General features: G+C 40.7%; 24 protein-coding genes and 1 pseudogene. 15 read left to right on the top strand and 10 right to left on the bottom strand.

Annotated elements, in window-relative coordinates:
* Positions 1-3 precede the first annotated feature (3 nt).
* The 4 genes and pseudogenes from TERMP_RS06775 to TERMP_RS06760 form a co-directional block, all read right to left on the bottom strand.
* Complete coding sequence (locus TERMP_RS06775; protein WP_013467638.1) at positions 4-729, bottom strand: Mrp/NBP35 family ATP-binding protein; 726 nt, start codon at positions 727-729, stop codon at positions 4-6.
* Positions 726-1,142, bottom strand: coding sequence for a hydrogenase nickel incorporation protein HypA (gene hypA / locus TERMP_RS06770; protein ID WP_013467637.1), 417 nt, complete (start codon positions 1,140-1,142; stop codon positions 726-728). Before hypA ends, TERMP_RS06775 begins: the two co-directional genes overlap by 4 nt.
* 81 nt (positions 1,143-1,223) lie before the next feature.
* Positions 1,224-2,226 (bottom strand): annotated as a pseudogene (gene tdt, locus TERMP_RS06765) (tellurite-resistance/dicarboxylate transporter).
* 82 nt (positions 2,227-2,308) lie between these two features.
* A complete protein-coding gene (locus tag TERMP_RS06760; RefSeq protein WP_013467634.1) occupies positions 2,309-3,916 on the bottom strand; it encodes a radical SAM/SPASM domain-containing protein in 1,608 nt (535 codons plus the stop codon).
* 134 nt (positions 3,917-4,050) lie between these two features.
* On the opposite strand from TERMP_RS06760, the gene TERMP_RS06755 reads away from it, so the two are divergent.
* Positions 4,051-4,524 carry a GbsR/MarR family transcriptional regulator gene (locus TERMP_RS06755; protein ID WP_013467633.1) on the top strand — a complete coding sequence of 158 codons (474 nt, stop codon included), beginning with the start codon at positions 4,051-4,053 and terminating at the stop codon, positions 4,522-4,524.
* 17 nt (positions 4,525-4,541) lie between these two features.
* On the opposite strand, the gene TERMP_RS06750 is transcribed toward TERMP_RS06755, so the two are convergent.
* Entirely contained in the window at positions 4,542-4,901 is a 360-nt protein-coding gene (locus TERMP_RS06750) for a NifB/NifX family molybdenum-iron cluster-binding protein (RefSeq protein WP_308734628.1), read from the bottom strand.
* A 93-nt stretch (positions 4,902-4,994) separates the two neighbouring features.
* Here TERMP_RS06750 and TERMP_RS06745 point away from each other — a divergent pair, with 93 nt between their 5' ends.
* The gene (locus TERMP_RS06745; protein ID WP_013467631.1) at positions 4,995-5,732 is read left to right on the top strand and encodes an ATP-binding protein; all 738 of its coding nucleotides are present in this window, start codon (positions 4,995-4,997) and stop codon (positions 5,730-5,732) included.
* Here the strand turns inward: TERMP_RS06745 and hypE are convergent.
* Positions 5,689-6,699, bottom strand: coding sequence for a hydrogenase expression/formation protein HypE (hypE, locus tag TERMP_RS06740; protein WP_013467630.1), 1,011 nt, complete (start codon positions 6,697-6,699; stop codon positions 5,689-5,691). The genes TERMP_RS06745 and hypE overlap by 44 nt on opposite strands.
* Before the next feature lie 86 nt (positions 6,700-6,785).
* A complete protein-coding gene (gene hypF, locus TERMP_RS06735) occupies positions 6,786-9,098 on the bottom strand; it encodes a carbamoyltransferase HypF (RefSeq protein ID WP_013467629.1) in 2,313 nt (770 codons plus the stop codon).
* Between the two features lie 205 nt (positions 9,099-9,303).
* Between hypF and TERMP_RS06730 the strand changes: the two genes are divergently transcribed.
* Genes TERMP_RS06730 through TERMP_RS06695 form a run of 8 tightly spaced genes read left to right on the top strand, consistent with a single transcriptional unit; the run spans position 9,304 to position 13,166 of the window.
* The gene (locus TERMP_RS06730; RefSeq protein WP_013467628.1) at positions 9,304-9,909 is read left to right on the top strand and encodes a Na+/H+ antiporter subunit E; all 606 of its coding nucleotides are present in this window, start codon (positions 9,304-9,306) and stop codon (positions 9,907-9,909) included.
* A complete protein-coding gene (locus tag TERMP_RS06725) occupies positions 9,885-10,169 on the top strand; it encodes a monovalent cation/H+ antiporter complex subunit F (RefSeq protein ID WP_013467627.1) in 285 nt (94 codons plus the stop codon). Before TERMP_RS06730 ends, TERMP_RS06725 begins: the two co-directional genes overlap by 25 nt.
* Positions 10,162-10,476, top strand: a complete 315-nt coding sequence (gene mnhG, locus TERMP_RS06720; protein WP_013467626.1) for a monovalent cation/H(+) antiporter subunit G — start codon at positions 10,162-10,164, stop codon at positions 10,474-10,476. Before TERMP_RS06725 ends, mnhG begins: the two co-directional genes overlap by 8 nt.
* A complete protein-coding gene (locus TERMP_RS11600; protein ID WP_013467625.1) occupies positions 10,457-10,705 on the top strand; it encodes a hydrogenase subunit MbhD domain-containing protein in 249 nt (82 codons plus the stop codon). Before mnhG ends, TERMP_RS11600 begins: the two co-directional genes overlap by 20 nt.
* Positions 10,702-10,947, top strand: coding sequence for a hydrogen gas-evolving membrane-bound hydrogenase subunit E (gene mbhE, locus TERMP_RS11595; protein WP_013467624.1), 246 nt, complete (start codon positions 10,702-10,704; stop codon positions 10,945-10,947). The genes TERMP_RS11600 and mbhE overlap by 4 nt, the downstream gene beginning before the upstream one ends.
* Positions 10,944-11,366, top strand: a complete 423-nt coding sequence (locus TERMP_RS06705; RefSeq protein WP_013467623.1) for a Na(+)/H(+) antiporter subunit B — start codon at positions 10,944-10,946, stop codon at positions 11,364-11,366. The genes mbhE and TERMP_RS06705 overlap by 4 nt, the downstream gene beginning before the upstream one ends.
* A complete protein-coding gene (locus TERMP_RS06700; protein WP_013467622.1) occupies positions 11,359-11,652 on the top strand; it encodes a cation:proton antiporter subunit C in 294 nt (97 codons plus the stop codon). The genes TERMP_RS06705 and TERMP_RS06700 overlap by 8 nt, the downstream gene beginning before the upstream one ends.
* Complete coding sequence (locus TERMP_RS06695; protein WP_013467621.1) at positions 11,649-13,166, top strand: proton-conducting transporter transmembrane domain-containing protein; 1,518 nt, start codon at positions 11,649-11,651, stop codon at positions 13,164-13,166. The genes TERMP_RS06700 and TERMP_RS06695 overlap by 4 nt, the downstream gene beginning before the upstream one ends.
* Here TERMP_RS06695 and TERMP_RS06690 read toward each other — a convergent pair.
* Complete coding sequence (locus TERMP_RS06690; protein ID WP_013467620.1) at positions 13,149-13,556, bottom strand: ACT domain-containing protein; 408 nt, start codon at positions 13,554-13,556, stop codon at positions 13,149-13,151. The two genes, TERMP_RS06695 and TERMP_RS06690, sit on opposite strands and share 18 nt — an antisense overlap.
* 137 nt (positions 13,557-13,693) lie before the next feature.
* Between TERMP_RS06690 and TERMP_RS06685 the strand changes: the two genes are divergently transcribed.
* From TERMP_RS06685 to speD, 3 genes are all read left to right on the top strand, one after another.
* Positions 13,694-14,842, top strand: coding sequence for a cation:proton antiporter (locus TERMP_RS06685; RefSeq protein ID WP_164491880.1), 1,149 nt, complete (start codon positions 13,694-13,696; stop codon positions 14,840-14,842).
* Positions 14,843-15,067: 225 nt separating this feature from the next.
* On the top strand, positions 15,068-15,541 hold the full coding sequence (locus tag TERMP_RS06680) for a pyruvoyl-dependent arginine decarboxylase (RefSeq protein ID WP_013467618.1): 474 nt from the start codon (positions 15,068-15,070) through the stop codon (positions 15,539-15,541).
* A gap of 45 nt (positions 15,542-15,586) precedes the next feature.
* Positions 15,587-15,961 (top strand): adenosylmethionine decarboxylase, encoded by a 375-nt coding sequence (gene speD / locus TERMP_RS06675; RefSeq protein WP_013467617.1) that lies wholly within the window; start codon positions 15,587-15,589, stop codon positions 15,959-15,961.
* Here the strand turns inward: speD and TERMP_RS06670 are convergent.
* Positions 15,958-16,449, bottom strand: a complete 492-nt coding sequence (locus TERMP_RS06670) for a hypothetical protein (protein WP_013467616.1) — start codon at positions 16,447-16,449, stop codon at positions 15,958-15,960. The two genes, speD and TERMP_RS06670, sit on opposite strands and share 4 nt — an antisense overlap.
* 109 nt (positions 16,450-16,558) lie before the next feature.
* Here TERMP_RS06670 and speE point away from each other — a divergent pair, with 109 nt between their 5' ends.
* Positions 16,559-17,395, top strand: coding sequence for a polyamine aminopropyltransferase (gene speE / locus TERMP_RS06665; RefSeq protein WP_013467615.1), 837 nt, complete (start codon positions 16,559-16,561; stop codon positions 17,393-17,395).
* Here speE and TERMP_RS06660 read toward each other — a convergent pair.
* Complete coding sequence (locus TERMP_RS06660; RefSeq protein WP_013467614.1) at positions 17,392-17,715, bottom strand: helix-turn-helix domain-containing protein; 324 nt, start codon at positions 17,713-17,715, stop codon at positions 17,392-17,394. The two genes, speE and TERMP_RS06660, sit on opposite strands and share 4 nt — an antisense overlap.
* 91 nt (positions 17,716-17,806) lie before the next feature.
* Here TERMP_RS06660 and TERMP_RS06655 point away from each other — a divergent pair, with 91 nt between their 5' ends.
* A complete protein-coding gene (locus TERMP_RS06655) occupies positions 17,807-18,601 on the top strand; it encodes a UbiA prenyltransferase family protein (RefSeq protein WP_013467613.1) in 795 nt (264 codons plus the stop codon).

The following is an 18,601-nucleotide window of genomic DNA, read 5'->3' as shown; positions in this document are numbered from 1 at the left end:
AAATTAGAGCTTCTCAGCAGCTTCCCTTATCTTCTCTGCGAATTCACTCTTTAAAAGCTCTTCAACGTTGCCAATTTTTGTGTCTAAGTCTCTGTAAAGCGGAATGCTAACTAAGTATGGAACTTCAAACTCTTCAGCGAGCTTTTGAATGTCTTTTTCATCGTTTAATTTCATGTTTTCAATGATGCCGATTATTTTGAGATTCTGCTCCTTAAGGAGTTCAAGCAGTTTTTTAACAACATTTACAGCAAGCTTTGAGGGTGTAGCAACAACCAGAAATTCTCCCCTCTTTAGAAATCTCAGAACATCCAAGAACTGATCTCCCATTCCGGGGGGCATGTCTATAATCAGGAAATCTAAATCCTCCCATCTTGTGATTGCTAAAAGTTCTATTAAAGCATCGCTAATTTCATGTCCTCTCAAGGGTGTTGGTTTATCTTCTGAGTAAAAAACGATGCTCATGAACTTTATCCCCTGAATCTCTGGAGGAACTATCCCCCTATCTTCTTCTGGGAACTCTTTTGGCTCAAATCCTAAAATCACATGGTCGCTTGCTCCATGGAAATCCAAGTCCAACAGGCCAACTTTGTGTCCTTTTTCAGCCAAGACTAACGCCAAAGTTGTCGAAATCAGCGACTTTCCAACTCCTCCCTTTCCGCTCACGACTGGAATAATTCTCTTAACCTTTTCAAGTCTTGCTTCAATTGCTTTTATTCTTGGGTCGATCATTGTTCTTCACCCTCAACTTTTATTGCGGCAACATAAACTCCCCTGCCCTTCACAACTTCAAAGTCTCTGCTTCCGCATTTTGGGCATGAGAGAAAGACGTGGACAACCTCGGGAATGAAGTGAATGTCCTCTTTTATGCGCTCATCGAACTTATCTTTAACTTCCCTGAGCTTCCATACATTGCCACAGTCTCTGCACTTAAACTCTGCTTCCTCAATCACGAACTCAATCTCTGCATCCTCAGCTATTGTTCCCTTCTTAAGCTCATCTATGGCAAACTTGAGGATCTCCTCGTTAACGTCCTGTAATTCACCAAGAACAATCCTAATGCCAAGAATCTTGTCTTTTCCATGCTGTTTAGCGAATTCGATAGCAGTTCTCATAATTCCATCCGCTAAAGCCCATTCGTGCATCTTCACACCTCCCAGAGAATTAGTGTGACTGAGGTTTATAAACTATGCAGTCTGCAATTAAAAAGAGAAAAAGAAACTCACCTAAAAGGCAGTATTTTTTAGAGTTTTAATTCCTGTTATTAACCATAGAGCAAAGAGCAGCCAATAAAGTGCAAATCCAAAGCTGTCTATGATGTTTATTTTAAAAGCTAAGGCAACATTATGCGTTGCGCTCACATAAGCTCCAAGGGGGAATATGAACGCCCACCAAGCCAAGCTGTATGGTAAATCGAGCTTTCTAATGTAATGGAGTGTCAAGATAATGGCCATTACAAACCACCATACATCGAAGCCCCAGAATATCAGCCCAAAAGCTAAAAAAGGTTCTTTCATTGTTATGAATTCTGAATTCTTCACGAGCATATAGAGTGTTGAAGTTCCAGCACCAATGGGACCAAGATTAATCCAAATTGCTGGAGCAATTCCGCAGGGTAAAGGCTCGTGGGCAATGAAGCGGTGCATGACTATTGCAGAGAGAGCTAAGTAGAGGAAAAATCCAGCTCCCCATGCGAAATAGTTTATGAACATCGTAACTTCTCTCCAAATTCCGGAGAATGTATTTATCAACGCACCTCCGCTTAGAGGAATTACAATCAGACCAACGGGGGGAATGAACCAAGCCGGAGTAACGTTCTTGATATCTATCCTCTCCTGTATGAACATTAGGTATGGGATCAAAAATGCGAAGAATATCGTTAAGGACATTCCTATCAGCCAGAAAGCCTTTGCAAGTGTGAGATTCTTTAATATAAGTAGATAATCAGCTGAAAGAACAAGCAAAGCTATTGCTATTGTTTCCATAAAAATGGCAGATTACAGGGTGATATAAATCCCTTAGAGCATCCTCTCTGTATTTGAGCCATCTCAAAATCCAGGGAATTAAAAGAATGAAGAACAACGCTGTATTTAAATGTGTCAATCCAACTGCAACGCTTTTTAGTACTGACACTTTGCTTGAATATGCCAAACTAACCAGAGCGAGTGCTCCAGTCCCCATGACACTTGCAAACCAAGAAGGCGCAAACCCTTTCACATTCATTTTCATTTTTATTCACCTGAAAAAAATTACATTTGAAAAAATTTAAAATTTTCTTGAACCTTAGGTTGAAAATTAAAATGAAAGAAAATTAGGCGTGAATTTCTTTTACTGTCTTTTCCCAATTACTTCTAAGAGATCTTTCTCCAACAATCCCAAGAGTTGCATAATAGCTTGGGAGATGGAGCACAGGGGTACGGATAGCAACATTCTCATCAACCCAATTTATCCCAGTAATTCCTCTTATCTTTTTGTGTTTAAGGATATCATCCCATATTCGTCTGTTTATTATGCAACCTGGATCATCTCCCATGAGATTAAGGGTATAGTAGTAGGCTCTGGCACGACAACCACCGCAGATGTTCCTATAGGAACAACTCCTACATGTGCCTGTGAAGTTATTCCTATCTCGAAGAATGTTAAATATTTTGCTTGTATCCCATATCTCTTTGAAGGGCTTAGTCCTAATGTTGCCTACAGGTAATGGAAGAAACACACAGGGAACAATTGTTCCATCGGGCTCTATACCTGCATATATTCTTCCGGCACCACAGCCACCTATGAATTCTGCTAAGGTCTTCACAGAGTTTGTTTCTCCAATATAGAAGTGAGCTGGTGTTATACTCTTGCCTTCACTTATTAAAAAAGTGACACGGGCATATTGAGGAGCAGTTGTCAATATCTCAATCTTCCTTCTTTTCATCTGTTTGTAAATTTCTTTCATGAATTCCTCGCGTTCTTCAGGCGAAAGATCCTTTGTCACTATCCTTTCAGCCCTCCCAGTTGGCACGAAGTTGAAAAAGATAACCCGTTTCACACCTATGCTCTCCGCTAAGTCAAGAATTTCATCTATTTCATTGAATGTTTCCTTACTCATTATCGTTGCCATTCCATGGCTTACTCCGAGCTCTACAGCATTCTCAAGAGCTTTTATAGCATGTTCCCATGAGCCAGGAATTCCTCTGAATTTGTCATGCCTCTCTGGGTTTGCTGAATCTACACTAACCTCTACGTACTTTATGCCTGCATTAATGGCTCTCTTAAATTCCTCTTTATTAGCAAAAGTCCAGCCATTGGTAGCGACTGAGGTGTGTATCCCTCTATTTGAGAGTTCCCTTACAATTCTCAGGAAGTGTGGATGAATTGTTGGCTCACCCCCACTAAGGGCGACAGCTGCAACTCCAGCTTTATCAAGCTGTTCAACAAGGTTCAGTTTTTCCTTTAGTGAAAGTTCGCTTGAAAGCGGTTTGTCAGCTCTTTGATAACAGTGTTGACAGCGGAGGTTGCACATATTGGTGAAGTTCCACACTATAAGAAACGGTCCTGCTAAACGTTGAGGTACTGTAATTCCATATCTCGCAATACCCTCAAGGACGACCCAAATACCACGTCTTATATGCGGATCTCGGAGAAGGGCTTCCTTAACAGCTTCTTCATCACCCTTTGCAATTTTTATGCCGAGTTTAAGGAGAGTTTTTATGATCTCTGCCTGGAAGCGTATCATGAGTGGGCAGTTTATGCTTTCACCTGCATAAATGCTGAGAGCCCAGTAGAGTGCTGGGAGTTTCCTACCTTCTATCTCATATTTTTTCAAGGCAGGCCTGATGAGGAGTCTCGCAAGGGGGTTCCCTAAAATGATTTTAAATGCCATAAGAGCTGCCGTGAGTTGGTTCCCTTTACTCTTACTACCACCTTTCATCTTCCTCCCCCGATTATGTGATTGGATATCTTTCTGTATAAAATTTTCGATATAACTGGTATAACTGTTATATCAAATCTAACTGAAAAAAACTTAAATATGCCTTCGACTTTATTTTATTAGGTGTTTGTAAGATGAAGGGAGAGGATAGAGAAAGTAAAAAATTCATTGAAATCGTTGAAAGGATGATGATAAGATGGGGCTATACTCACACTGACGGTAAAGTATATGCCCTCCTTCTATTGAATGAAAAACCACTTACAATAAACGAGCTTGTGCAATTGACAGGTTTGAGTCGTTCTTCAGTCTCTACGTCCTTAAACAAACTTGCCCGGGATTATCTTGTAATCGTTAGAAAGAATGGTAAAACGAAGTTGTTTTATCCTATCCCCGCATTTCTCGAGAAGTTCCTAAAGCAACCCAAGGAAATTCTTGAAAAAGAGGTAAAACCCCTTAAGAATATAGTCTCTATTTTGATGAAAAAGGAGCAATCCTTTGAGCAGAAAGTAAGATTCGAAGAAATTCTATCTGATCTTAATGCACTTGAATGCGTGCTTTCAAAAATTATCAAAATGGAAGAAGAGGAAGTGGAGTGTTTTAAAAAATAAGTCAAGTCTTTGCTTTTCTATCCTCCTCTTTGCATAAAATCCTTAACAACATCTTCTATTTTCCCATGTGCCCCTGTAACTACCTGTATTCCCAAGCTCTGGAAGTATGTCATTGCTCTCCTTCCTATACCATAAGCCAGGACAAGTTCGCCTCCATGCTCTTTTATGAAGTTTGGCAAATCTCCTGGGCTATGATCTTCAAATGGAACCTCTACAGTCTCCACGTTTTCAATTTTGTCGTCTTGAACATCTACAAAAACAAAATACTTCGCCCTTCCAAAATGCTCACAGACCTCACTTTTCAGCCCCTTGTCATCTTTTGCTGGAATTGTAATTCTCATTATTAACCACCAGTACATTGTTGAATTCTTCTTCATATAAATCTTGTGCATATGCACATAAATCTTTTGTAATACTAATAAGAAAAAGTGTTATAAATCAGTTGCCGGTTTCGATTTTGGTGATACTGAATGAAGATTTTAATATGCGGAAAAGGTGGTTGTGGGAAAAGCACAATTACAGCAATGCTTGGAAAATACTTGGCGAATAAGGGTCATAGAGTCCTAATAGTGGATGCGGATGAGTCCAATCCTGGCCTATACAGAATGTTAGGCTTGTCCAAAACAAAAACTTTGGCGGAATATTTGGGTGGAAAACAGCGGGTAAAAGCGATTCTGGATAGTCCAGAACTGCCCAAGACTTTTGAAGAAATTCCAGAGGAAATTCTCTCAAAAAGAGAAAACTTAAGTGTGATAAGCATTGGTAAGATTGAAGACCCTGGCGAAGGATGCGCCTGTCCATATGGGGTCTTAGCAAAGAAATTTCTAAAAAATTTACAACCAAAGAAAGGAGAAATTGTCTTGGTTGATACCGAAGCTGGAATAGAGCACTTTGGAAGGGGAATAGACTTGGAAGTTGATGTTATAGTAAACGTTGCAGAGCTTAATTTGGAGTCAATTGAGCTTTCAAGAAAGATTGAAAAACTGGCTGAAAAAGCTGGCTTAAAGCATATTTTTGTTCTAAATAAGGCTTTACCGGAAGTTTTGGACAAAGTTAATGTTAAGCCCGATGTGGTCATTCCATTCAATCAGAAGTTCATTTACGAGAGTTTGGAGGGTAAAGAAATAGAGATAGTCCCTCAAATAGAGGAGCTATGGGAGTGCATCAGCAAACTCTCGGCACAGGATCCCCAATCGGAGGCTCCATGAACCTTTTGCCGCCAATTCCCGTCTCCAAGATAACTTTGCCTTTATATTCGCCGATAACTTCTCCAATTATTGCGGCGTCTTTTCCTCTTTTTGTCTTTCTCATGGCTTCAAGTGCTTCTTCAGCATACTCCCTTGCAACAACCATAACAACCTTGCCCTCATTTGCCACTTCATAGGGGCTTATTCCAAGCATGTCACTTGCCGCTCTAACCTCTGGCTTTACCGGAATGTCACTTTCTCTCACGAGAATCCCAACGTTGCTTTTTCTCGCTATCTCATTTAAGGCGTTGCTTAATCCACCTCTCGTAGGATCCTTCATTGCGTGGATATTTTCCCATCCGATTGCATCGGCAACTGCTTTGACAACTTCCCAAATTGGTGCAACGTCGCTCTTGAGCTCAGTTTCGAATGCTATTCCCTCACGGTGGCTCATTATGGCTATCCCATGATCTCCAACCGTTCCGCTGACTAAAACAACATCTCCAGTATTTGCTCCAGAATCCGTGATGACCCTCTCAGCTACCCCAAGTCCAGCAGTAATTACAAAGATCCCAATCTTATCCTCAACGACTTTAGTGTCTCCTGTGACTATGGGAACCGGAACCTCTTTAGCGGTTTCATCCATTGACTGTAGGATTCTTTCAAAATCTCCACTGTCAAATCCTTCTTGAATGATCATGGAATTTGCTAAAGCTAAGGGCTTTGCTCCCATAACTGCCAGATCATTAACTGTCCCGCTGACAGCCAATCTTCCAATATCCCCACCCGGGAAAAAGAGGGGCTTAACTGTGTGCCCGTCAATTGTGAACACTATATGCTTGTCTCCAAAAGGAATTGTTGCACCATCATCTAAGGCTTCCAGTCCAACTCCTCCTGCTGATTTTAGACTTAGGTTCTTTAGGATGAACTCTTTAATGAACTCCTCCATCAGCTCTCCACCAGCTCCATATTCAAGCTTAATTTTCATTTTGGCCACCTCTGAAACTTTAATGGAGTCGGATATTTTAAGCTGTTTTGGGTCATTTTTGGGTAATAAAAATCTGAGAGAAAGGGCTAAAGCATTAAATCCTCCTTGCTTAGATAACCTTCCAGGTAAAGTCCACCTAAAAATGCCTGTCCAACGTTTATACCGTTGTCTCCTCTGGGAACTTCCTGAGTAACGTAGAATTTCAACCCGTTGCGCTCGACAATTTTTCTTATGGTTTTTACTATCAGCTCGTTATATGCAACACCACCGCTTACTCCAACATTCTTTACTCCAAATTCCCTTGCTTTTTCAACTGCTATCTCCCCAAAAGCCCTTCCAAGGGCTAAGTGGACGGAGTAAGCAATGTCTGCGGGATTTGCTTTCACTTCAAGAGCCTGCCTGAACATCTCTTCAACTTTAATCTTCTCACCATCAATCGGAATACTGAACCCTAAATCATTTTTACCCCTGAATGCAAAGCTTTCAAGCTTCATTGCTGGTTCTCCTTCGTATGTTCTCCTGTATGCGACATTCAGCATAACAGCAAAAGCATCAAGGACTCTTCCTGTTGAAGATGCATAGCTGACGTTTATCTCTCTCGCAAGCTGATTTAGGATCACATTGAACTCGACTTTGCCATATTTCAGGCTATCAATGGCCTTTGGACAGCATCTTTGAATAACTCCTTTGACTTCTTCTATGTCATATATTTTGCTTAGAATGCCTACCAGTGCTCTGAGGGGATAGTAGCTTGCCAAGTCCCCACCAGGGAGCGGGTAGTAATCAATATGTGCTAACCTTTCCACGTCTTCATAACTCATGTAGATGACTTCTCCTCCCCAAGTGTTGCCGTCAACCCCATACCCGACACCATCAACGGCTATTCCGATTATTTCATCCAATTTGTTCTCTGCCATCACTGAGGCTATGTGAGCATAATGATGCTGCACTTGCAGAAACTCGACTCCTTCATTTTCAGCTATTTCCATGGCGAGTTTTGTTGTGTTGTAGAGGGGATGTAGATCTGATATTACCAAATCGAGGTTCTTAATCCTCAAAATTTTGCGAAAATGTGCTATGGCTTCACGCATGAACTCAAGGACTTCAACCTTTGAAGTGTTGCCTATATACTGACTTGGGTAGACCCTTCTGTTTTTGGCAAAGCCAAAGGCATTTAAAAGCTCTGCACCAACGGCTAAACCAATGAACTCAAATGGAATATCTATTGGCAGAGGCACGAAACCTCTGCTCCTTCTAATGACTGCTCTTTTTCCATCTACAAACCTTATAACGCTGTCATCTGCTCTGTTCAGGATTTTTCTGTTATGCAGAAGGAAGTAGTCGGCTAAATCTTTGAGCTCTTTGAAAGCTTTATCATTATCTTTGACCATCGGCAGGCCGGGGTAGTTTGCGGAGGTCATTACATAAACGGGGCTCTTTGAGTAGTGGAAGAGCAGATAATGAATGCCAGAATATGGGAGCATAACACCTATCGTATGTAAGCCAGGAGCTAAAGCTTCTGGAAGTGGAAATGGTTCTTTCTTTCTCAGCGCAACTATTGGTTTCCTGTAGCTTAAAAGCTCCTCTTTTTCAGCGTCACTAACTATAGCAAAGCTCTCAATAGTTTCTAAGTCTTTTGCCATTAAAGCAAAAGGCTGCTGAGGTCTTAAGATTCTCTTTCTCAGTTCTTCAACAACATCTTCGTTTGTTGCGTCGCAAGCAATGTGTATTCCGCCAATCCCCTTGATAGCTACGATGTACCCCTTATCAATTAGCTCTGCCGTCTTTTTTATTGGGTCTCCGATGATTTCTTCTCCATCTCTTGTGTAGAGCCTGTAAGATGGTCCACAAACAGGACAGCAGACGGGTTCAGCATGATATCTTCTGTTTAACGGATCCTTATATTCGCTTTCACAGAATTCACACATCTCAAACTCTCTCATTGTCGTATTGATGCGGTCGTAGGGTAAATCTTCAATTATAGTAAATCTCGGCCCGCAGTTTGTACATACGATGAAAGGATACATGTATCTCTTGTTGGTTGGATCAAAAAGCTCCCTGATGCAGTCCTCACAGATTGAAACGTCGGGAGGAATTATTGAATCACCACCAGAACCACCTTGAGAGCTCTTCTCTATGTAAAAGTTGTCAAATCCTTGAGGGGGTATCTCCCTTTTCTTAACCTTTTCGATTTTAGCAAGAGGAGGCGCCCTGTATTTTAGGTCATGAAGAAAAGCTTTAATATCATGTTCTTCTCCTTCGACTACAATTTCAACCCCTGCATCTCCAAGATTTTTGACATAGCCTCTTAAGTTGTGCTCATGGGCTATTCTGTAAACGAAAGGCCGAAACCCCACCCCTTGAACTATGCCTTCGACGTGAATGTGATATGCTTTCATCTTCTCACCTATCTCAAATTTGGAAGAGGATAATTTATATCTTTCCAAAACCTAAAGTTGAAAACTAAAGAGGAGTTTTTAACCAAAAGATTAAAATTAAAAGAGTAAATTTTGGAAAGACATATTTTTGGACACTTCTCTATCCGGAAAGTCTCTGTTAAAATCTGCAAAAAGGGTTATAACTTTCAAAAACGAATATTGAACCATGAGCAGGATTCCCTTCTATCTCAAAGAACGATTAGAAGAAGTTCAGAGGAGGATAGTCTATGAAAGTTATGAGGCTCAGAAACTCCCCGTGTGGGAGCGAATAGTTTTAACATGGATACTTCTGTTTTCTTTCTGGATTGTAATCACTGCAAATACTTCTTTAGACAATCTAATCATAGGTGCGATTGCAACGCTCATTATTGCATCATTTATGAGAGATATGCTTATGGAGGATGTTAGGCATAGAGGACACCTAATTGAGAAAATTGTGTATTTTCTGCTGCTGTACGCTCCCCAATACCTCATAATAATGGCGTTTCGTCTGATTGAAAGCAATATAAAAGTTGCTAAGAATGTCATCCTCATGGACATAAACCCGGGGATAATAAAGATAAAAACAGACCTGCATTCAGATACAGGCATCACAATACTTGCAAACTCAATAACTTTAACTCCAGGTACATTAACACTTGATGTCTCAGAGAGGCTTGGAGAAACTTATCTGTATGTGCACTGGATTGATGTTGAAACCCTCAACAGGGAAAAGGCAGGGGAAAAAATTAAGGGGGACATAGAGGAATGGTTGAAGAAAATATTCTGGTGAATCCTTTTGGGTGGGGGGTTATAGTGCTGATATCCACAAGCGTTATGCTCATGTACCGGGTGTTATTTGGACCAACGTTGCCTGACAGGGTAGTTGGGCTCAACACAATAACTACAAAAGTCGTTGTTATAATAGCAATTCTCTCTGTTATAAACAAGCAGTACTTTCTGGTAGACTTGGCGGTTGTTCTTTTAATGGTTAATGCAGTTGGTGGATTAATTTTGGCAAAGTACCTCGAAAGGAGGGGCAGACGTGATTGAGTATATGCTTTTGGCATTTGGAGAGGTTGTGATGGTGTTTGGGGCTTTAGGAATACTCCGCTTTCCTGATGTTTACACAAGATTGCATGCAGCTACAAAATGTGATACTGGAGGTGCAATGACAATTCTCTTAGCTTTGGCACTCTATACTGATGCGTCTGTTTTCATCAAACTTAAGCTCCTTCTCTTGGCATTTCTGATAGCATTAATAAATCCCATGGTCTCGCACGCAATAGCAAAAGGAGCATACAAATATGGAATAAAACCAAAAGTGGTGGTGGATATGTATGCTTGGGATAATCCATGAGCTCTTACTTGTCCTTATGGTTATCACAGCACTTGCGGTTATTGAAGAAAGAGATTTGGTGGTTGCAGTGGTTAAATATGCTTTGCTAAGCCTCATATTTGTGCTGGTGCTCTTCCAGCTTAAAGCACCGGACGTTGCCTTATCCGCTATAGTTGTGGGGGCTGTGATTATTGGGATTTTTCTGTTCACGATAGAAGAGGTAGAAAAGTCAGGGGGAACAAAAAGGTGAGGAGAATCGTTGCTGCTCTAATCGTTCTTTCATTGGCATTTACCTTGTTGCAGCTGGATTACTCTAAGGTTGAAGGAGGAAGCTATGAATACTACATTTCACACTGGCAAGAGGTGAACATTCCAAATCTTGTAACTGCCATTTTAGCCGACTGGCGTGCATACGACACTCTTGGTGAGGCAACCCTCCTTTTTACGGCAGTTATCGGTTTCTATCTTCTCTTAGGGGGGAAGAAAAAGTGAAAATGAGCACTGTTGTGAGGACAACCACAAAGCTCATCAGTCCCTTTCTTGTGACATATGCCGTGTATCTGATGATATATGGACATTTAAGCCCGGGGGGAGGATTCCAAGCTGGAGTAGTCCTTGCAGTTAGCGTAATTCTCCTTATAACATCGCATGGATATAAAAAAGTTAGAAAACGCTTTAAATTTAAAGAAGTTGGCATGATTGAGAACATCTCAGCAGTGTTTCTGGTGTCTCTTGGGTTGATTGGGTTTATGTTCGGGAGCTTTTTCTATAATTTCTTAATTAAAGGAGAATTTAGATCCGTGATGAGCGGCGGCATAATACCGCTGTTCAACATAGCTGTAGGTCTGAAGGTTGGTGCAGCGTTTACATTTGTGTTTTATATCCTACTGAGGTGGGTCGAAAGTGATTAACGCTGAAATTGCAGGCATACTGATCATGCTGATTGGACTCTACGGGCTGATGACAAAGAAAGATTTAATCAAACAAGTTCTATCGGTTAATGTTGCATCAACTGGTCTGGTGTTGTTTTTTGTAGGAACGGGATACGTTGAAGGAGGAGAAGTTCCAATAATGCCTCAGCAGACAGTTGTTGATCCCTTGCCTGCTACTCTGATGCTCACAACTCTTGTTGTTGACGTTGCAATAACATCCCTCGCGCTGGCTATTATCTTAAGGATGAGGGGGGATGAGATGTGATTCCACTCTTAGTAGCATGCCCTCTGCTTTTTGCATTTTTGGTTTCTCTTTTTGATGTTCTTGGTGTTAGGGATAAGATTACTCGCTTCTTATTCTTAACAGGTGCTGTATCACCGTGGATTGTTTTCTTTGGGGTGAGGGCAAAAATACCTCTGGACGAAATTGTGGGGAGATATGCAAAAACAGCTGGGATTCAGGTTTCCCTTGATTACATTAACGTCTATTTTGTACTTGCTGAGCTGATATTGTTTTTTGCAGTCTCTATTTACTCTATTGAATACTTTTCGAAACACAGAAAAAACGGCAAAATATACTCCCTCTTACTTCTGATGCACGCGGGACTTTTAGGGGCTTTTATCTCAAGGGATCTCTTCAATTATTACATTTACATGGAAATTGCATCTGTTTCAGCGTTTGCCTTAATTGCTATTTCAGAAGAGAAAGGTGCCAAAAGAGCAGCATATAAGTATCTGATTCTATCCCTCACTGCCTCTTATCTTTTTGTTTTTGCGGTTGGAATGATGTATCTAAAGACAGGTTACTTGAACACTGAGCTTATCCGTGGCAGTATACTGCCCTCTCGAGAGATAGATGTTGCAGCAGGTATAGCGTTTTCCGCACTGCTGTTAAAGGCTGGTGTTTTTCCCCTACATTCTTGGCTTCCGGATGCTCATTCAAAAGCTCCGGATCCTGTTTCCGCTTTGCTTTCTGGAATTGTGGTTAAAGTCCCGGTTTACGGCATGCTGCTGCTGTATCTTTCCCTCCCTTTAACTAAAAGGTTTCTAACTGTTCTTATGGTTGTGGCATTTGCATCTATATTCTTCGGTATTGTGCTGATGATTGTTGAGAGTAATATCAAGAAGTTTCTGGCATACTCCACGGTTTCCCAGGTGGGGTATGTAGTATTAGGAGTATCGACTTCAAATATCCTTGGAAGTGTGTACTATGCCTTTGCTCACGCTCTCATTAAAGGGGCACTGTTTCTCAGTGCCGGGGCGCTGATAAGAGCACAGAAATCAAAAGAAATAAGAAATCTGTCTTATAGAGGAGACGCAATCTTAATGCTTAGCATTCTTATGCTCAGCTTAGCGATAGGTGGTGTTTCGCCTTTTGTGGGGGCTTATGGAAAAAGCCTCTTACTTGAGGGAATGAAAAAGCCCTTAGGGTACATTCTTTATATCGCAGGCATTGGGACACTTGCTGCGTTCACAAAACTCAACTACTATCTCCTGAAGTCTCGTGAGCACTCCAACATCTGTTTACTCCAGAGGATGCCTCCATTTTTGCTCTCTTTGTTGGTATTAGCTTCTGGAGTGTATTACGGTCAGAGGATTGACTATATGGACTTTGTTTTGATCGTTTCCGCAGTTATGGGTTTTGCGCTCCTTAGGAGAAGCGGAATCATCGAAAAAGACATCAGATACAGATTTTCAAAAACCGTTGGTGAGGAGATAAACATCTTTATGGCTGTTTTCTTGTTATTTACTCTATTCCTGCTACTCCAGAATTTTTAGTGTTATCTCTTTCACTTCCTCAATGTTTTCCAGTTCATCTTTGAGTTCCTCAATGCTGATTTTTGCTTCACTAACATCTACAACGGTTACAATTGCAGCAAGCCCGATTCCCTCAAGTTCCTCTGCTTCACTGAAGAGAATGTTCACCCGATTTCGCCCGAGAACTCCGCTTATCTTCGCAAGAACTCCCGGCTTGTCCTCAACTACAAGCTCAATTTCAACAAGCTTCTTGCCAGGAAGGGCAACCATCTCCAGATGCAGTTCTTTTAAATCAGTATCAATTTCAACTAAGAAATAAGCATCCTTCAATAGCCCAATCTCATATGCGAATTCTAATGGTATCTCGACCTTCCCATTTTCTTTTATTCTAACAATTTCATAGTGTCTCATGGTTCATCAGAGCATGTTAGGATACAACAATAATAAACTTTGCGAATTAATGTTCGAAAGTTTAACATTGAATCTAAAATTAATTCTACCCCTTTGAAATTTTCCGAAAATTTTTAAATAATGTCCTTTATAACTAAATGGGGATTCGCGTGGATGTTATAGGATATGTTTTTATAATCATCGCAGTGGCAAGGATTCTGGCTGAGATTTTTGAGAGATTAGGATATCCAGGATTTCTTGGTGAAATAAGTGCAGGATTGTTACTTGGAGTGCTTTTAAAGAATCTTCCAAGGGAAGAAATGGCGCTCCTTGCAGAGCTTGGCATATTTTTTCTTATGATCTATGCGGGTCTTGAGCTAACTCCTGAGGAGATTCACCTTGGAGGGAGAAAGAGCCTGCCAATGTATGTTGCGACGTATGTAGTGATGCTATTTCTAACCCTGCCATTCACAAACTACCGATTTTCTACGGACAATCTCATAGTGGCATCGATACTTGCCGTCGCATCTGCCCCAATTGTAATAAGATTTACGAGATTCTTTGGCCACGATTTTCTCCATGTTGCACTTTCATATGCCGTTATAAGTGAAGTTGGAAGTCTTGTTATTCTTTACCTCTTGATAAATTTTGAGCTTCACCATTTAAGCTATATGGAACTGTTTTTTGAGTTTGTTAAGGACATAGTGTTCTTGGGAACCGTGCTTGGACTAAACTATTTTATCGGGATTCAGCATAAAGTCTGGATAATACGAGCGTTGAGAAGATTGAAAAGCGATGAGGCTGTTTTTGGAATAGTCATGATTCTTGCAACATCTCTTGCATTAATCAGCGAACAGATAGGTCTTCATTTCAGTATTGGGGCATTTCTGGTGGGTCTTATCCTGCACAGCGACTTAGTTGGTACAAAACAGTATGAAAGGCTTTACACCATAATATCCGGGGTCACATACGGAATATTTGCACCAATTTTCTTCGCTTGGAGGGGAATAAACTTTGAAACAGAGTTCTCTCTTGAGGTTGTATACTTCTTTGTGGTGATTTACTTGGTTAGGGTTCTTCTTACGACAGTTCTCGTTTGGGAGCATGACCTCAAGACATCCTTAGCAAGAGGAGCAGGAATTGCCAGCTTTGGTGTTTTGGGACTTTTAGTTGGAGAAATTGGATATACCTATGGAGTTTTAAGCCAGCACATGTATGCACTTGCATCCCTTGCCAGCATAATGGGTATTTTTGTCTCAGCGACAATTGGTAGGATTATCTCCCATATAAACAATAATGAAATGTGAGCATGAAAACTGATTTTTGAAGGTTTGTTTTTGTTTTTAACTGCTTATTTTAGACCATTTTTGGAGTGATCGGTTATTAATGGGTTATTTCAAATTCTGCCTGAAAGCGAAATGCTTATAAGCAAACCATCAAGTATGGTTTAATTGAACTTAAAATTTTCCAGTAATTTTTATTAAAATTGGAATTGAGTTGTTAATAATAGTCAAAATTGGGGGTAAAGAGAGATGAGCTGGACAACTCCAAAAAAAGCGATTATGCTTGCTGCGAGTGCTGAAGGTGGGACCAAACTGAATGCCTTTGATAATGCCCTGCTTAAGATGGGAATTGGAAATGTTAATCTTGTAAAGCTCAGCAGTGTTATTCCATCGCATATAGAGTGGATTGAGAAAGTCCCAGAGATCCCAATTGGAATGCTCCTTCCTACAGTCTATGCTCACATCGAGAGTGACGAACCAGGAACAACAATAAGTGCAGCGTTGGGTGTTGGAATAAGTGAGGGGAACCAAGGAGGGCTCATATATGAGTACAGCGGATACTGCACAAAAGAGGAAGCAACAGAGATGGTCAAGAGAATGGTGGAAGAAGGCTTTAGAATCAGAGGGTGGAAACTCAAGGAATTCAAAGTAGCAGCAGCAGAAATAACGGTGAAGAATAAGCCTGCCGCCGCTGTTGCCGCTGTGGTTATGTTCCCTTACTGATCCAAGTGTGAGGAGGTGAAGCGGGAATGGAGGGGGGTGAGTGTGATGACCCAAGTCACTGTGGACAACCCAATTGGAATGCATGTTGTCTTGGATTTATACGAATGCGATCCACAAATCTTGGACGATATAGAGAGGATAGAAGAAATCTTGACTAAGGCGGCTGAGATAGCTAATGCCACAATTATAGATAAGCGCTTTCATAAGTTTTCTCCCCAGGGCGTTTCTGGTGTCGTTGTGGTTTCTGAAAGCCACATTGCAATTCATACATGGCCAGAGCACGGTTACGCAGCAGTTGATGTTTATACTTGTGGAGATCACACGATGCCATTAAAGGCAAGTGAATATATAATTAGGGCACTTAAATGCAAAAGACCAACAATTGTTAAACTTGATAGAGGTTTGCTTTTTGAGGATTAAATCTTTTTTACCTCTATTATTTTGGCTTCCTCTCCTACAACCTTCATGGTTATCGTGTACTTGTTTCCCCTTTTAGAGGCCCATACTGTGATATAGGCTCCTTCAGATGTGTTCTGAGAATGCATCCACAGAATTTCGAACCCCATTCTTTTTAAAGCTCTCCGTGGGTTTCCCTTTATTACACTTCCAGGCTTGATTTCTTGTTGTAGCCTCTTGTTAGATATAAGGGATATAACATCCATGTACACCTTATATGGCCGAGTATCCCTTACCGGGCAAATAAACATAAGAGTTTCATTTTCTTCTATTGAGAATTCTTCTATTTCCTCTTCAATTACAGAGACTGCCAAATGAACTTCCCATTTACCGTTATCCTTTTTTATCTCTCCTATTAAATATGGTGTTCCATATCTCCCAAGCTCTTCAAGCTCATTTTTAAGTTCCTTTATTGCCTTGAATAACTGCTTTCGAAAGCTCATCTCTGTCATTGTTGCTCACTTATATCTTTACAAGAAGGGGAGATTTATAATCTTAACCTTGATTGTTGTCATTAACTTTAAAACTAAACCCCAAGGATATGTTATCAGGTGAGTCCAGATGCATTTCATAGAATGGTACCCAAGAGGTTACGGAGTTGCATTCAAAATCAAGGAGAAACTGTTTGAGACCCAGAGCTCATATCAGAGAATTGAGATTTATGAAACTGAAGGATTTGGGAAGCTTTTGGTTTTGGAAGGAACAGTCCAGCTTGTGGAGCAGGGAGAGGAGAGCTATCATGAGCCGCTTGTTCATCCCGTAATGCTCGCTCATCCCAACCCAAGGAAAGTTCTTATCATTGGAGGTGGCGATGGGGGAACCTTGAGAGAGGTCTTAAAGCACAAAACTGTTGAAAAAGCCATTATGGTTGAAATCGACGAAATGGTTGTTGAGATTTCAAAGATTTATCTCGGCATTGATAGAGGAGCATTTGATGACCCAAGGGCAGAGGTTGTCATTGGTGATGGAGTTGAGTACATCAAAAGAGCAGAAGAAAAGTTTGATGTGATAATAATTGATTCAACTGATCCAGTTGGGCCAGCAAAACAGCTCTTCAGCGAAGAATTCTACAGACATGCGTACGAAGTGCTGAATTCTGAAGGAATACTAATAACTCAATCAGGTAGCGTTTATCTCTTTACAAATGAGCTTTTGGATGCCTACAGTGCCATGAAGAGTGTGTTTGATAGGGTTTATTATTTCAGCTTTCCAGTTATAGGTTATGCCTCCCCGTGGAGCTTCTTAGTTGGAATTAAAGGCAGCATTGACTTTGAAAAAATAGATATGAATAGGGCGAAAGAGCTTGAGCTTGTTTACTATGACCCAGAAAGGCATGAAACCTTGTTCCAAATGCCAAAATATGTTAAAGAACTTCTTGAAGGAAAGCTCAAGCTTTAGATCATCCTATTAGCTTCTTTTTTAAGACTTTTTATCAGCTCTTCCATTTTAGAAAGGAGAGAATCAAGAGCCTCATTTGGTGCCTTTGCTTTGTATAGGTATCCAATCCATCCCCTGCTTATAAGCTCTCTTTCCACCAGTCCAAGCTCAAGGAGATGCTGAAGCTTTTCCCTGACGATTCTTTCGGACAAACCAAGCTTTTTCGCTATCTGCCTTGGTGTCAACTGCTCTTTTAGGAGGAGGGAGTATATTCTAATTTCCGAACGGGTGAGCTTGAATTTTTCAAGTGTGTTTGTGAAGGCTTTCAACATTTCTTCCATCTCAATCACTATGAAACTTTTTCTTCATACCTATTCACAATTTGGTGGAAATACTTATAAGCATTTTTGAGGCATGTCTGATGGTGAGTGTATGTTACGAGCCATGATAAAAAACACCAGGATAATCGACGGTAAATCTTTCATAGGGATGGGGTTGCTTGGATTGGTGATAAGCTTCAAGTATAACCCTGATTTCAAAGATGCTGTATTGGTTTTAATATCCCTGATACTGTATGTTGCATATGCCTTTGCCATCAATAACTGCTTCGATGTAGACACCGATTTAGTGAATCCTCAGAAGAGAGATAAAAACCCAATTGCTAATGGAGAGCTTACCTTTAAAAATGGGATCATATCTTCAGCTGTAATTGGGTTTTTGGGGATACTATTTGCGGCTTTCCTTGGGCGCGAAGAACTTTTGATTTATGTCTCAATGGTGCTATTAGCTACTCTCTACTCAGCACCACCAAGACTTAAAGCACTGCCTGTGTTAGATGTAGTGTCTCACGGAATATTCTTCGGAGCGATGCCATTCTTCTATGGCGCATTTTTTGACGGGGTTCTAACAAAATATGAAATCGTGATCGGTTTGGCTCTTCTACTTTATTCGTTTGCGATGGAGCTGAGAAATCATCTTGAAGACTATGAAAGTGACTTAGCGGCAAATTTAAAAACGACCCCAATTGTCATCGGCAAAGCTTTATCAGAAAAGCTTGTTGTGGTATTTTCAGGTATCTCAATAGCCCTGCTCTTAGCTGCCCTAAATATTCCCTTTGGGGCATTTGGCATCATGATTGTGGGTGTTAGGGCAAATTATAGAACCCTTGATGCAGTTGTAATTTTTCTTTTAGCTCTGCATGCTTTAAGGGTATTACTGGGTGCGTAA

Source organism: Thermococcus barophilus MP, assembly GCF_000151105.2.
Classification (GTDB): domain Archaea; phylum Methanobacteriota_B; class Thermococci; order Thermococcales; family Thermococcaceae; genus Thermococcus_B; species Thermococcus_B barophilus.
Note: the sequence above shows the minus strand (reverse complement) of the source record. Positions and strands in the feature narration are given on the sequence as shown.

What these genes read in the sequence shown, in the direction of transcription:
- TERMP_RS06690 (WP_013467620.1), bottom strand. Translation starts at nt 13,556, where the DNA reads ATGAGACACTATGAAATTGTTAGAATAAAAGAAAATGGGAAGGTCGAG.
- speE (WP_013467615.1), top strand. Translation starts at nt 16,559, where the DNA reads ATGCATTTCATAGAATGGTACCCAAGAGGTTACGGAGTTGCATTCAAA.
- TERMP_RS06660 (WP_013467614.1), bottom strand. Translation starts at nt 17,715, where the DNA reads ATGGAAGAAATGTTGAAAGCCTTCACAAACACACTTGAAAAATTCAAG.
- TERMP_RS06670 (WP_013467616.1), bottom strand. Translation starts at nt 16,449, where the DNA reads ATGACAGAGATGAGCTTTCGAAAGCAGTTATTCAAGGCAATAAAGGAA.
- hypE (WP_013467630.1), bottom strand. Translation starts at nt 6,699, where the DNA reads ATGAAAATTAAGCTTGAATATGGAGCTGGTGGAGAGCTGATGGAGGAG.
- TERMP_RS06685 (WP_164491880.1), top strand. Translation starts at nt 13,694, where the DNA reads ATGGGGATTCGCGTGGATGTTATAGGATATGTTTTTATAATCATCGCA.
- hypF (WP_013467629.1), bottom strand. Translation starts at nt 9,098, where the DNA reads ATGAAAGCATATCACATTCACGTCGAAGGCATAGTTCAAGGGGTGGGG.
- TERMP_RS06745 (WP_013467631.1), top strand. Translation starts at nt 4,995, where the DNA reads ATGAAGATTTTAATATGCGGAAAAGGTGGTTGTGGGAAAAGCACAATT.
- TERMP_RS06750 (WP_308734628.1), bottom strand. Translation starts at nt 4,901, where the DNA reads ATGAAGAAGAATTCAACAATGTACTGGTGGTTAATAATGAGAATTACA.
- TERMP_RS11600 (WP_013467625.1), top strand. Translation starts at nt 10,457, where the DNA reads ATGCTTGGGATAATCCATGAGCTCTTACTTGTCCTTATGGTTATCACA.
- TERMP_RS06775 (WP_013467638.1), bottom strand. Translation starts at nt 729, where the DNA reads ATGATCGACCCAAGAATAAAAGCAATTGAAGCAAGACTTGAAAAGGTT.
- hypA (WP_013467637.1), bottom strand. Translation starts at nt 1,142, where the DNA reads ATGCACGAATGGGCTTTAGCGGATGGAATTATGAGAACTGCTATCGAA.
- TERMP_RS06655 (WP_013467613.1), top strand. Translation starts at nt 17,807, where the DNA reads ATGTTACGAGCCATGATAAAAAACACCAGGATAATCGACGGTAAATCT.
- TERMP_RS06760 (WP_013467634.1), bottom strand. Translation starts at nt 3,916, where the DNA reads ATGAAAGGTGGTAGTAAGAGTAAAGGGAACCAACTCACGGCAGCTCTT.
- TERMP_RS06680 (WP_013467618.1), top strand. Translation starts at nt 15,068, where the DNA reads ATGAGCTGGACAACTCCAAAAAAAGCGATTATGCTTGCTGCGAGTGCT.
- speD (WP_013467617.1), top strand. Translation starts at nt 15,587, where the DNA reads ATGACCCAAGTCACTGTGGACAACCCAATTGGAATGCATGTTGTCTTG.
- TERMP_RS06755 (WP_013467633.1), top strand. Translation starts at nt 4,051, where the DNA reads ATGAAGGGAGAGGATAGAGAAAGTAAAAAATTCATTGAAATCGTTGAA.
- TERMP_RS06730 (WP_013467628.1), top strand. Translation starts at nt 9,304, where the DNA reads ATGAGCAGGATTCCCTTCTATCTCAAAGAACGATTAGAAGAAGTTCAG.
- TERMP_RS06725 (WP_013467627.1), top strand. Translation starts at nt 9,885, where the DNA reads ATGGTTGAAGAAAATATTCTGGTGAATCCTTTTGGGTGGGGGGTTATA.